At 70.5% G+C, this 12,163-nt stretch carries 11 protein-coding genes; 7 read left to right on the forward strand and 4 right to left on the reverse strand.

The features are described from left to right. Nucleotides 1-1,143, reverse strand: a 1,143-nt coding sequence (locus ABZ717_RS23535; RefSeq protein ID WP_358514112.1) for a molybdopterin-dependent oxidoreductase, incomplete at its 3' end; no start/stop codon positions are given. Nucleotides 1,144-1,431: 288 nt separating this feature from the next. Here ABZ717_RS23535 and ABZ717_RS23540 point away from each other — a divergent pair. The 3 genes from ABZ717_RS23540 to ABZ717_RS23550 all read left to right on the forward strand — a co-directional run bounded on the left by ABZ717_RS23540 (nucleotide 1,432) and on the right by ABZ717_RS23550 (nucleotide 5,286). Then, nucleotides 1,432-2,148, forward strand: a complete 717-nt coding sequence (locus tag ABZ717_RS23540; protein ID WP_358514059.1) for a helix-turn-helix domain-containing protein — start codon at nucleotides 1,432-1,434, stop codon at nucleotides 2,146-2,148. Between the two features lie 154 nt (nucleotides 2,149-2,302). Further along, complete coding sequence (locus tag ABZ717_RS23545; protein ID WP_358514061.1) at nucleotides 2,303-4,846, forward strand: multicopper oxidase domain-containing protein; 2,544 nt, start codon at nucleotides 2,303-2,305, stop codon at nucleotides 4,844-4,846. After that, nucleotides 4,846-5,286, forward strand: coding sequence for a hypothetical protein (locus ABZ717_RS23550; protein WP_358514063.1), 441 nt, complete (start codon nucleotides 4,846-4,848; stop codon nucleotides 5,284-5,286). Before ABZ717_RS23545 ends, ABZ717_RS23550 begins: the two co-directional genes overlap by 1 nt. Before the next feature lie 103 nt (nucleotides 5,287-5,389). Here the strand turns inward: ABZ717_RS23550 and ABZ717_RS23555 are convergent, their stop codons facing one another. Both ABZ717_RS23555 and ABZ717_RS23560 read right to left on the reverse strand, forming a co-directional pair. Beyond that, the gene (locus tag ABZ717_RS23555; protein WP_160049361.1) at nucleotides 5,390-5,554 is read right to left on the reverse strand and encodes a hypothetical protein; all 165 of its coding nucleotides are present in this window, start codon (nucleotides 5,552-5,554) and stop codon (nucleotides 5,390-5,392) included. A gap of 135 nt (nucleotides 5,555-5,689) precedes the next feature. Then, nucleotides 5,690-6,445, reverse strand: coding sequence for an AraC family transcriptional regulator (locus ABZ717_RS23560; protein ID WP_358514065.1), 756 nt, complete (start codon nucleotides 6,443-6,445; stop codon nucleotides 5,690-5,692). A gap of 141 nt (nucleotides 6,446-6,586) precedes the next feature. On the opposite strand from ABZ717_RS23560, the gene ABZ717_RS23565 reads away from it, so the two are divergent. The 3 genes from ABZ717_RS23565 to ABZ717_RS23575 are packed head-to-tail and all read left to right on the forward strand — an operon-like array spanning nucleotide 6,587 to nucleotide 9,704. Next, nucleotides 6,587-7,585, forward strand: a complete 999-nt coding sequence (locus tag ABZ717_RS23565) for an ABC transporter substrate-binding protein (protein WP_358514067.1) — start codon at nucleotides 6,587-6,589, stop codon at nucleotides 7,583-7,585. A 14-nt stretch (nucleotides 7,586-7,599) separates the two neighbouring features. Continuing rightward, nucleotides 7,600-8,676, forward strand: coding sequence for an iron chelate uptake ABC transporter family permease subunit (locus ABZ717_RS23570; protein ID WP_358514069.1), 1,077 nt, complete (start codon nucleotides 7,600-7,602; stop codon nucleotides 8,674-8,676). Next, the gene (locus ABZ717_RS23575) at nucleotides 8,673-9,704 is read left to right on the forward strand and encodes an iron chelate uptake ABC transporter family permease subunit (RefSeq protein ID WP_358514071.1); all 1,032 of its coding nucleotides are present in this window, start codon (nucleotides 8,673-8,675) and stop codon (nucleotides 9,702-9,704) included. The genes ABZ717_RS23570 and ABZ717_RS23575 overlap by 4 nt, the downstream gene beginning before the upstream one ends. A gap of 81 nt (nucleotides 9,705-9,785) precedes the next feature. Here the strand turns inward: ABZ717_RS23575 and ABZ717_RS23580 are convergent, their stop codons facing one another. Further along, entirely contained in the window at nucleotides 9,786-10,610 is an 825-nt protein-coding gene (locus ABZ717_RS23580) for a DeoR/GlpR family DNA-binding transcription regulator (protein WP_087100530.1), read from the reverse strand. 167 nt (nucleotides 10,611-10,777) lie between these two features. On the opposite strand from ABZ717_RS23580, the gene ABZ717_RS23585 reads away from it, so the two are divergent. After that, nucleotides 10,778-12,163 (forward strand): homoserine dehydrogenase, encoded by a 1,386-nt coding sequence (locus ABZ717_RS23585; RefSeq protein WP_358514073.1) that lies wholly within the window; start codon nucleotides 10,778-10,780, stop codon nucleotides 12,161-12,163.

Genomic DNA, 12,163 nt, shown 5'->3' on the forward strand with positions numbered 1-12,163 from the left:
CTCGTCCAGGACGACCGTCTTGAACGCGGTGTTCTCGCCTTCTCGGCCCAGGTCCTGGGCGGTGAGGAACTTGCCGGCGCGGTGGCCGTCGTCGGTCTCCTCCAGACGCACCAGGAACGGCAGGTCGGTGTAGCGACGCACGTAGTCGTCGAAATAGGGGGTGGTGCGCTCCACGAAGAACTCGCGCAGCACCACGTGTCCCATGGCCATGGCCAGGGCGCCGTCGCTGCCGGGCCGTGCGGCCAGCCACTCGTCGGCGAACTTGGTGTTGTCGGCGTAGTCAGGGGAGACCACGACGACCTTCTGACCCCGGTAGCGGGCCTCGGCCATCCAGTGGGCGTCCGGGGTGCGGGTGACGGGGACGTTGGAGCCCCACATGATGAGGTAGCCGGCGTTCCACCAGTCACCGGACTCGGGCACGTCGGTCTGGTCGCCGAACACCTGCGGGGAGGCGACGGGAAGGTCGGCGTAGAAGTCGTAGAACGAGAGCATCGAGCCGCCGATGAGCCCGTAGAAGCGGGAGCCGATCGCCTGGGAGACCATCGACATCGCGGGGATCGGGGAGAAACCGGCGACCCGGTCGGGGCCGTGTTCGGCGACGGTGTGCACGTGGGCGGCGGCCGCGATCTCCAGGGCCTCCTCCCAGCTCGCGCGCACGAGTCCGCCCTTGCCGCGGGCGCGCTTGTAGCGGGCGGCGCGTTCGGGGTCGTCGACGATGTCGGCCCAGGCCAGGACCGGGTCGCCGAGGCGTTCGCGGGCCTCGCGGTACATCTCCAGCAGCACACCGCGCACGTACGGGTAGCGCACGCGGGTGGGCGAGTAGGTGTACCAGGAGAAGGCGGCGCCGCGAGGGCAGCCTCGGGGTTCGTACTCGGGGCTGTCCGGGCCCACCGACGGGTAGTCGGTCTGTTGTCCCTCCCAGGTGATGATCCCGTCCTTGACGTAGACCTTCCAGGAACAGGATCCGGTGCAGTTCACCCCGTGGGTGGAGCGCACCACCTTGTCGTGGCTCCAGCGGTCTCGGTAGAAGACGTCGGCGTCTCGGCCGCCGACGCGGTGGACGGTACGAAGGTCCTCGGACACCTCTTGTGGGCGAAGGAATCTGCGGGTGCGCAGAAGTGCGTCGGAGACCGGACCGTCCATACCGGGCGCGGGCCCGGTTTCGGAGTTTTCGCGCGGATCGTAGCGGGTCACTACTGAGGTCCTCTCTCCTTCGACGACCGCCTGCGGCCGTCTCGGTGACCTGTTGCCCTTCCCACCCCACCAGTGGACGTGGCAGTCGGACCAAAGTCGTGAGTCCGGGATCGTCCCGCGAAGGTCTGTACTGGTGGTGGGCCTTAAGTCCCCCCGGGTCGCACGTGCATCCGCACGTCCACACGCTTTTTCACCACCTGCGTTGTATTTACAATCGGGACCGTGTAAACACAAGGTGTGAACGACCACGGGAACCAAGGGCGAACGTCCGCCACCACGGGGATCGACCCCGGCGAGCATCGGGTCCTGGCCGACCCCAGCCGGGTCGCCGTCCTGCAGACACTGCGCCGGTCCGACCATCCGATGGACGTCCGCGAGATCGCCGAGGTGGTCGGGCTGCACACCAACACCGTGCGCTCACATCTGTCGTTACTGACCGACCGGAGTCTGGTCCGAGCCGCCCCCGAGGAGCGTGATCGGCCCGGGCGCCCGCGCACCCTGTACACCCCGGCCGACGACGATGAACAGCGCGACTACCGGATGCTCGCCGAGGCCTTGGTGGCCCACCTGTCCGCCATCGAGGGCGATCAGAGCGAGGCCGCCGTACGGGCCGGGCAGGGCCAGGGGGAACGGCTGGTCGACTCCAGGGGGCCGCGCCCACCCGTGGACGCCGACACCGCCCGTGCCGCGGTGACCGACCTCCTGCGCGAGACCGGGTTCCGCCCTCGCCCCTCCCCCGATGGCACCCACATCGACCTGCGTCATTGCCCCTTCCGTGAGCTGGCCGAGGCCGCCCCGGACGTGGTCTGCGGCGTCCACCTGGGCATGATCCGCGGCGCCCTGGAACGCATGCGCGCGCCCGTGGAGGCCGTACGGTTGCGCCCCTTCGCCACCCCGGGACACTGCGTGGCCGAACTACGCGAAACGGAGGTGGAGGACCCTCCCGGGAGCTGAACCGCGCTCCCCGACGTCTCTCGCGCTCCAACAAACGGCCCCTTTTCCGTGCCACCGGGAGCTCATCGCCCACCGTGCCCCGGAGCACACGCCCCTTGGGCCGGAACCGGCCGGCCGCGCACGCGGTCGTCCCCTGTTCGGAAACGGAGCCGTCATGCCCGCCACGTTCGTGCGTATCGAACGCCCCGACCGACCACCGCCGCTGCCACGGCAGGTGTCCTGGCACGCCCGCGCCAACGTGATCGCCCTGGTCTGGGCGTTGCTCGCGGTGTGCGCCGCCGCGGCCGTCGGCCCGCTCGGTCTGCCCTCCTGGTTACCGGTGCACCTGCTCCTGCTCGGAACGGTCACCAACGCGATCGTCACCTGGACCGAGCACTTCACGGTCGCGTTGCTGCGCCTGCCCGCGACCTCGGACCGCTATCAGGCCGCCCGGCTGACCGTGCTCAACACCGGCGTCGTGGTCCTGGTGGTCGGAGCGACCTCCGTCCCGATCCCCTTCGCGGTGGTCGGAGCGGTGGCCGTGCTGGGCGTGGTCGTGGTGCACACCCTGGCCCTGGCACGCGCCTGCCGAAGTGCGTTGGGCGGAAGGTTCGCCCACATCGGCGCCTGGTACACGGCGGCCGGCGTCTCGTTCGTGCTGGGGGCCGTGCTCGGCACGATGATGCTGTTCGACGCCGCCGGTCCCGAGGTCCGGCAACGGTCGTTGGCGGCGCACGTCCACCTCAACCTGTGGGGCTGGGTCGGTCTGGCGGTGATCGGCAGCCTGTTCACGCTGTGGCCGACCATCCTGCGCACCCGCGTCGTGGAGGGCGCGGGCACCGTGGCCCGCCGCGCCCTGGTCCCCGTCCTGGTGGGGTTGGTGGCGAGTGCCGTCGGGCTCGCCGCCGGCATGCGCTGGGGGGCCCTGACCGGGATCGTGGTGTACGCGGCCGGGGTCCTGGTCTGCCTGGTCCCCTTGGTGCGCACCGCGCTGCGCAAACGGCCGACGGGGGCCGCGGCCTGGTCGGTCGCCGCCTCCCTGGTCTGGTTGCTCGCCGCGCTGGCGGTGGACGTCCACACCCTGGCCGTGCACGCCCCGCACGAGGTGCACACCGTCCTACAGCCGCTCCTTCCGCTGTTCCTCGTGGGCTTCGCCGGCCAGGTCCTATTGGGGTCCCTGACCTACCTGCTTCCCGTGGTCTTGGGCGGCGGTCCCCGCGCGGTCAAGGCCAACACCGCACTGCTGGGTCGGGGGTGGCCGGTCCGCCTGGCCGCGCTCAACCTCGGCCTGCCGCCGACCCTGTTCCCGGGGCCGTGGGGCACCGCGGCGTGGGCACTGGTGCTCGCGTCCGCGGCGACCTTCGTGCTGCTCGCCGGGGTGGCCGTCCTGCGCGCCTGGGAGGTGACCGCCTCCCCCGGGCTGGTGGGAACCGGGTTGGGCGCCGCGCTGACCGCGCTGGCGCTGGTGTTCGCCCTCGGTGTGCCCACCGACGAGGAATCCGCCGTCACCCCCACCGGTCGGACGAGCACCGTGGACGTGGCGCTCGGGGACATGGTGGTCGAACCGGGCACCATCACCGTCGACCCGGGCGACGTACTGGTGTTGGAGGTGACCAACGAGGACGCCCAACCGCACGATTTGCGCATGGAGAACGGAACGCGCACCCCCGTGCTCGCGCCCGGGGAGAGCGCCACCCTGGAGGTGGGGGTGGTGGACGGTCCGTTGCGAGGGTGGTGCTCGGTGATGGGACACCGCGCCTCGGGCATGGAGATGACGGTGACCACCACCGGCGACGACCTTCCCGTCGCCGAACACGGTGAGCACTCCATGGGGGCCACCGGTGCGCCGCTCGACCTGTCCGGAGAGTTCAGCCAGGGTTGGGAACCCATCGACGCCGAGCTGGACCCGTCCCCCGACACCGACGAGCACGAGGTCGAGATCCGGGTGGGCGAGAGCGAACAGGAGGTCGCGCCCGGTGTTCGGCGCCCGGTGTGGACCTTCGGCGACACCGCGCCCGGGCCCGTCCTGCGCGGGAAGGTCGGTGACGTCTTCGTCGTCACCCTGGTCAACGACGGCACGATGGGACACAGCATCGACTTCCACGCCGGTTCGTTGGCCCCGGACGAACCCATGCGCACCATCGCCCCGGGCGAGGAGCTCACCTACCGGTTCACCGCCGACAAGGCGGGGGCGTGGCTGTACCACTGCTCGACCGCGCCGATGAGCCACCACCTGGCCAACGGCATGTACGGGGCGGTGATCATCGACCCGCCCGACCTGGCCGAGGTCGACCGCGAGTACGTGCTGGTCCAGGGCGAGCTGTACCCGGGCGAGCCCGGCGACGCCGAGCAGACCGAGCGCATCCGTACCGGACAACCCCAGGGGTGGATGTTCAACGGTGCCGCCATGGGCTACGACCACGCGCCGTTGGTGGCGCGGGTCGACGAACGTGTGCGTGTGTGGGTGGTGACCGCCGGCCCGTTGGACGGCACCTCCTTCCACGTGGTCGGGGCGCGCTTCGACACCGTCTACAAGGAAGGCGCTTACCTGCTGCGCCCCGACGACGACGGTGGCTCCCAGACACTCGATCTGGGCACGGCCCAGGGTGGCTTCGTCGAGACGACCTTCCCCGAGGCGGGGCACTACCCCTTCGTCGACCACGATCTGCGCCACGCCGAGGGCGGCGCGCACGGACACTTCGAGGTGGAGGAACCCTGATGGAGGAAGCGGTCTGGGCAGGGGTGCGTTTCCTGCACGTGCTCTCGGCGATGTTGTGGGTGGGCGGACAGCTCACCGTTTCCCTGGTGGTCATGCCGCTGACCCGACGGACCCTGGAAGGCGAACGTCGCACCACGGTGCTCACCGCCATCGGAAAGCGCTTCGGGACCCTCACTGCGGGGTTCTTCCTACCGGTCCAGCTGGGCACGGGGATCACCCTGGCCTGGGGAGCCGGGGTGACCTGGGCCTCCCTGCTCGAACCCGGATACGGCCGGGTGCTGGCGGCGAAGTTGGCGTTGTTCTGCGTGGTGATGGTCGCGGCGACGCTGCACGGCGCGACCACCCGCACCAGGCCGCGCCTGGCCCGGACCATGGCGATGACGAGCCTGGTGACCTCGGTCGGCGTGGTCCTGCTGGCCACCCTGCTACCGAGGATCTGACCGGGTAGAGCCCCGGCCCGGTCCGGGTCGGGGCCTCCGAGCGTGCGGCGGGCGGTGCGGACCGGACGTTGAGGATCACGGCCGGTCCCCGCGCGTGGAGGTCCTACTCGTCGTCGGTGGAGGCCACCGCGTGGACGACCACGTAGCCACCGGATTGCGGCTCCGGCACCTTCTCGTCCAGTCGGACGGCCTCATCGGACCGCAGGGTCTCCAACAGACGCTCGACGTCGTCCTCCTGGCCGCGTAGCCGGAGTTTGACCCTGGACATGGTCCCCTCGATTCCCGAAGTGATGCGTGGACGGTGGGTGTGGCGGGCGCGGATCCGCGCCCGTCACACCAGTGTAGAAAACAACCTACCCAAGAGATAGGAAAATCGCCCGCTCCGGCGTGTGTTCGGAAGGGGTCAGGCCGCGACCGGTGTCGCGTCGAGTGCGGCCAGGGGGTCTTCGGACAGCAGCGACTCGGGCAGGCCGCTCTCCCTGCTCAGGGCACGGAGCAGGCCGCTTCTGGTCGAATAACCCGAGACCCGGGCCGCCTCGGGCAGACCGTGGCCGGCCCTGAGCCGTTCGATCGCCGTGTTCAACCGCGCCCGGGTGCGCCATCGGGTGTAGACGAGCCCGGTCTGCTCGACGAAGAGGCGTTGGACGTGACGGACGCTGGTGTGGTGGCGTCGGGCGAGCTCCTCCAGGGTGGCCTCGGAGCGGGCGGTCTCGCGCGCGAGGGCCCTGGCCACCGGATGTTCGGGCAGCGTGACGGGAAAGCGCGGCCGCGACAGCCCGCCCAGGACGGCATCGAGGGCGTCCCGGAAGGGGCGTACCTGGTCTGCGGTGGCCGGCGCCGCCCCCAGCACGGTCATGATGACCCGGGTGAGTTCGGGGACCACCCCGAGTCGATGCACCCGCTGTGGGGGCGAGGTGCCCGGGGAGAGCAGCGGCCCCAGGGCCATCCCGCCCTCTTCCAACCGCATCGAGTGGGGCACGTGCGGGGCCAGCCAGAGGTTGTGCCGGGCCCGCAGGGTGATCGATTCTCCGGCCACGACCAGTTCGGCCGCTCCGGCGACCACGTGGATCAGGTGCGGCACCTCGTGTTCGTGGGTGTCGTGTCCCAGGAACCGGATCGTGTTCTCGGGCACGACCCGGCAGAGCTGTTTCGGCGTCATCACGGCTCCAGAACATGTCATCTCGGGCGAGCACCGATGTCACCTGGGGCGCGCCCACCGGCACCAGGGATATTAGCCTAGGCTTACCTTATCTTTCCTGTCGGCCCCCCGTCTCCCCTACCCTGTCCAGAACGAGGCCCCATGCGATCCCTCCGAGTCCCCCTTGTGCCCCTCATGTCCCTGCTCACGGTCGGATCCTTGGCCCTGAGCGCCTGCGGGGCCGGCGAAAGCACCACCGAGGCCGAGGAGGCCACCGGATCCGAAACCCGGGTCGTGGAGACCGGGCAGGGCGAGGTGAGTGTTCCAGGCGCCCCCGAGCGGGTGGTGGTCCTCAACCACGCCCTGGCCGGTTACCTCTACCACCTCGACGTTCCGGTGGTCGGGGTCATCCCCGAGACCGCCGACACCGAAGGAGCGTTCTCCGAGCACTGGGCCCAAGCCGCCGAGGAGGACGGCACCGAGATCCTGCCGTGGAGCGCGGACGGGTTCGACCTCGAAGCGATCCTGGGCCTGGAACCCGACCTCATCATCGCGGGCGGTCTCGGCTTCCCGCACTTCCAGGCGGTGGAGGCCTACGACCGGCTCGGTGAGATCGCGCCGACCGTCATCGTCGACGACACCCGCACCACCTGGCAGGACCAGTTCTCCTTCCTGGCCGAGGAGGTCTTCGAAAGCCCCGAGCGCTACGAGGAACTCGCCGCGACCTACGACGAACGGGTGGAGGAGGTCGCGGCGGCCATCACCGTCCCACCGAACCCGGCGACCTTCCTGACGGTGACCGCCGACCAGACCCCCTACGTGCTCATCGAGGACATGGGGCTGCCCGAGACGTTCGCGCGCCTGGGCTTCGAGACCGACACCCTGTTCACCGAGAACGACTTCGAGCCCTACACCGCCGGCGGTGACATGTTCGAGATCTCCAGCGAACAGGTCGGTCGGATCGTCGACGCCCCCACCGTCTTCATCATCGGTTTCCACGGTGACACCGCCGACGTGGAGAGCCTGTCGGAGTCGTCGGTCTACGCGGCGCTGCCCGCGTTCGAGGAGGGCAACGCCTACGACCTGCCCCACTGGGGCCTGCGCGGCGACTACGACGAGGAACTCGCGCTGTTGGACATCGTCGAGGAACAGTTCTCCTAGGAAGCCCCCATCACGTGCGTTCCCTCTTGAAGAACCGCGGGGAGGAACGGAACCCGCACGGGTCCACCGCCACACCGGACGAGTCCCACCGCCGAGGAATCGGCGCCCGTCCGGTGTGGCTGCTCCTGTGCCTGATCCTTCTCGCCCTGTCCTGCGCGGCCGGTCTCATGGTGGGGTCGGCCCGCCTACCGGTGTCCACCGTGTGGGCGGCCCTGACCGCCCCCGACCAGAGCATCGACCATCTGACCGTGCTCGCCCTACGCGTGCCGCGCACCCTGCTGGGCCTGCTCGTGGGCATGGCGCTGGGCGTGGCCGGGGCGCTCGCCCAGGCCCTGACCCGCAACCCCCTGGCCGACCCGGGGATCCTCGGGGTCAACTCGGGCGCCGCGTTCGCCATCGCCGTGAGCGTGAGCGTGCTCGGGGTGACCCGGATCGACCAGTACCTGTGGTCGGGGTTCGCGGGCGCGCTCATCGCCGCCACGATGGTCTACCTCGTCTCCGCTCGTGGACCGGGTGGGGCGACGCCGTTGCGGCTGGTCCTGGTGGGGGTCGCGTTGGGCGCGGTCTTCAGCGGAGCCGCCTCGGCGCTGACCCTGGTCGACCCCGAGAGCTTCGACCGGATGCGCTATTGGGAGGCCGGAACCCTGGCCGATCGCCCCGAGGGCACCGTGGCGGCCATCGCCCCGTTCGTCCTGGTGGGCCTCGTACTGGCTCTGGCACTGACCCGTTCGCTCAACGCGCTGGCCCTGGGCGAGGAGCTCGCCCACGCCATGGGGGCGCGGGTGGCCCTGACCCGCGCGTTCGGGATCGTGGCGATCACGGTGCTGTGCGGTGCGGCCACCGCGGCGGCCGGTCCCATCTCCTTCGTCGGGTTGATGGTGCCGCACGCGGTGCGCATGATCACCGGCCCGGACCAGCGGTGGATCCTGTCGTTCACGTTGGTGGCGGCGCCCGCGCTGGTCCTGCTCTCCGACGTCATCGGGCGTCTGGTGGTCTGGCCGGGCGAACTCCAGGTCGGTGTCGTCACCGCGTTCCTGGGCGCGCCCGTGCTCATCATGTTGATTCGACGGACGAAGGCGAACGCGCTGTGAGGGACACGATCGTGCTGAGGGCCGGGAGGGTGAGCGTGCGCTCCTCCCGGCGGGCCCTCATCGTCTACGGGATCATGCTCCTGGCACTACCGGCCTGTGTCCTGATAGCGCTTTCCATGGGTTCGCGCGTCATTCCGATCCCGGAGGTGATCGGTGCGCTGGCTCCGGGCTCGGAGGGACCGAACCGGCTCGTGGTGGTGGAGTGGCGGGCGCCCCGGGCCGTCGCCGCCGCCCTGTTCGGTGCCTGTCTGGGGTTGAGCGGCGCCCTGTTCCAGTCGCTCACCCGCAACCCGTTGGGCAGCCCCGACATCATCGGGCTCAACTCCGGCGCCTACACGGGTGTGGTGTGCGTGATCATGCTGGGCGGCAGCGGCTATCCGACGTTGGCCGGCGGCGCGGTGCTGGGCGGCCTGGGTACTGCGCTGGCGGTGTACCTGTTGGCGTTGCGACAGGGGATGCGGGGGTTCCGGCTCATCATCGTCGGCATCGCGGTCGGCGCGATGCTGTCCTCGGTCAACACCTGGTTCTCGGTCAAGGCGGACCTGGACGTGGCCCTGCGGGCCGCGATCTGGGGCGCCGGCACCCTGAACGGGGTGGGTTGGCCGCCGGTGGGGGTGTCCGCCGCCATGGCCGTCCTGCTCTTCCTGGCCCTGCCGGCGCTCGGCCGCCGGATGCGTCAACTGGAGCTGGGCGAGGACACCGCGGCGATGTCGGGGGTTCCGGTGGAGGCCACCAAGGCCCTGATGGTGGTGGTCGGTGTCGGTTTCACCGCGGTCGTGACGGCGGTGACCGGACCGATCGCGTTCGTCGCCCTCGTCGCCCCTCAGATCGCCCGCAGGCTGACCCGGCACGGCGGCATCGCGGACCTGACCGGGTCGGCCCTGGCGGGCGCGTTGTTGCTGTCGATGGCCGACCTCATCGCCCGGTACGCGATCCCGGGCATCGCGCTGCCGGTGGGCGCGGTGACCGTGTGCCTGGGCGGCGGCTACCTGGTGTGGTTGCTGTTCCGCGAGAGCGGCCGTTCCTGACCCGCGCCCGCGTGCCCCGCCGAACGAAGTGCGTCCGGCGGGGCACGCGGAACGAGGTGGGTCCGAGCGGGAGGGCCTTCCTCAGGCCGAGGCGGTGGAGGCCTCCTCCGAGTCGGTCTCGTCACCGCCGGTTTCGCGCCGGGGTGTGACGATCTCCAGGGGGACGCCGAGTTCGCGGACCGCCCGCGCCGAGGCGTCCGGAAGACGGTCGTCGGTGATCACCGAGGTGAACCCGGTGAGCGGTGCGACCTTGAACGTGCCGAAGGCGCCGTACTTGTCGGCGCCCGCCACCAGGACGGAGGACGAGGCCGCGGCCATGGCCGCGCGTTTGACCGCCACCTTCGAGCGGGAGGGGGTGGTCGAGCCGCGATGGAGGTCCCATGAGCTCGTCGACACGAAGGCGACGTCGATGTTGAACTCGGCGACCATGTCGGCGGCGATGTCACCGATCGAGGACCGGTTCTCGCGGTCGATCTGACCCCCGACCAGGTACAGGGTCACGTCGGGGTGATCGGTGAGGGAGGCGGCGGTGGTGAGGTCGTTGGTGATGACGGTCAGTCCGGTGACGTGCCACAACAGCGGCACGAGCTGGCCCAGGGTGGTGCCCGCGTCCAGGTAGACGGTCTGGCCCTGCCCCACGAGTTCCGCCGCCGCGTGCGCCATGGCCCGCTTCTCCGCCAGGTCCACCCGGGACTTGTCCCGGTAGGAGGGTTCGGAGCGCACCTGTGAGGCCAGTTCGACCCCGCCGGGGACCGAGCGGACCTTGCCCTCCTCCTCCAACGTCATGATGTCGCGGCGCACCGTCATGTGTGAGACGTCGAGGATCTCGCACAGCTCTCTGACGCTCAGCACGCCCGTGCCGCGCAGCTCACGTAGGAGCAGGTCACGCCGTTGCGCCGGGATCATCGTCCTCCTTCAGGTCTGTTCACACTCATCATGGTACCGATAGTTCCCAGATGATCCCAACTGTGAGTATTGTTGACTCATATGTTCCGTTAGTGTTAAAACTCTGCTCATTGCCTTCGCGACCCCGGCACACCACGTGCCACTCGTGAGGTGAGAGAAGGAGAACCATGGAAGGCACCGACGCCACCTCCCCGCCGCCCTCCCCCGTGCGGTACGCGCTCACCGGAGCACGGGGCGGCTTCGCGCGCACGCTGCTGGCACAGACCACGCGCATCGAACGGCTGCACCCCGCGGTCCTGTGCGACCTCGACACCACCGGGACCATCGACCTGTGCGTGGAGCTGGGCTATGACCGCTCCGACCTTCAGGTGTGCGCCACCCCCGAAGAGGTGGCCGCCCTGGCCCCGGACCGGATCGCGGTCGTCGCCGACGTCGCCCTGCTCACCCGGGCCGATCACGACGTGCTCGTCGAGGCCACCGGGAACCCGCGAGTGGGCACCGAGGCCGCACGCGGGGCCATCGAGACCGGACGCCACGTGGTCATGGTCTCCAAGGAGGTCGACTCCGTCGCGGGCATCGCCCTGGCCGACCTCGCCCGCGAACACGACGTGGTGTACACCCCCGGCATCGGCGACCAGCCGGCCAACCTCATCGAGTGGTACGAGCGCGCCCTACGGCTCGGGCTCGACGTCGTGGCGATCGGCAAGTCCGGCGAGTACGACCTGGTGTTCGACCCCGCCACCGGGCGGGTGCGCCAACTCGACCAGGAGATCGAGGCCCCCGAACTGGCCGACCTGGCGACCCTGGGCGAGGACGTTCCGGCGACCCTGGCCGCGCGCGCCCGCGCCGTGGCCGGTCTCAAGCGTTCGGCCGCCGCCGACTACTGCGAGATGGCGGTCGTGGCCGGCCACACCGGCCTGGTCCCGGACGTGGAGTCACTCCACTACCCCGTCGCCCGTGTCGCCGAACTGGCCGACGTCTACGCCCGCGAAGAGGACGGGGGCATCCTCACCGCCGACGGCGTGGTGGACGTCTTCAGCGTGCTGCGCCTGCCCGAGGAGGCGTCCTTCGCCGGTGGGGTCTTCGTCGTCGTGCGCACCGGGGACCCCGTCACCTGGGAACTGCTCGCCCAGAAGGGGCACGTCGTCTCCCGTTCCGGGCGTTACGCCTGCATGTACCTGCCCTACCACTTCATGGGGGTCGAGACGCCGCTGAGCCTGCTGGACGCGGTCGACCACCACCGCGGGGCCGGTCGTCGCCATCCCGCCCCGCACGCGGTCCTGGCCGGGCGCGCCCGGGAGGCCCTGCGTGCGGGCACCCGACTCGACATGGGCGGGCACCACCACGAGGTCGAGGGTGTGGCCGCGGTCCTGCTGGACACCGCGCACGCCCCCCAGGACGTGGCCCCGCTGTACCTGGCGGCGCACGCCACCCTGGCCCGCGACGTCCCCGCCGGCGCCCTGATCGGGATCGACGACCTCGCCGCCCCCGACACCACCCTCCTGCACGCGTGGCGCCACGCCCGCACCCGCATCAGCGATCGGAACCGATGA

It is taken from the genome of Nocardiopsis sp. NPDC006832 (assembly GCF_040635885.1).
In the GTDB taxonomy this organism is placed as follows: Bacteria; Actinomycetota; Actinomycetes; order Streptosporangiales; family Streptosporangiaceae; genus Nocardiopsis.

Coding starts and splice junctions, on each gene's coding strand:
- ABZ717_RS23545 (WP_358514061.1), top strand. CDS start 2,303: ATGCCCGCCACGTTCGTGCGTATCGAACGCCCCGACCGACCACCGCCG.
- ABZ717_RS23550 (WP_358514063.1), top strand. CDS start 4,846: ATGGAGGAAGCGGTCTGGGCAGGGGTGCGTTTCCTGCACGTGCTCTCG.
- ABZ717_RS23555 (WP_160049361.1), bottom strand. CDS start 5,554: ATGTCCAGGGTCAAACTCCGGCTACGCGGCCAGGAGGACGACGTCGAG.
- ABZ717_RS23560 (WP_358514065.1), bottom strand. CDS start 6,445: ATGACGCCGAAACAGCTCTGCCGGGTCGTGCCCGAGAACACGATCCGG.
- ABZ717_RS23565 (WP_358514067.1), top strand. CDS start 6,587: ATGCGATCCCTCCGAGTCCCCCTTGTGCCCCTCATGTCCCTGCTCACG.
- ABZ717_RS23580 (WP_087100530.1), bottom strand. CDS start 10,610: ATGATCCCGGCGCAACGGCGTGACCTGCTCCTACGTGAGCTGCGCGGC.
- ABZ717_RS23585 (WP_358514073.1), top strand. CDS start 10,778: ATGGAAGGCACCGACGCCACCTCCCCGCCGCCCTCCCCCGTGCGGTAC.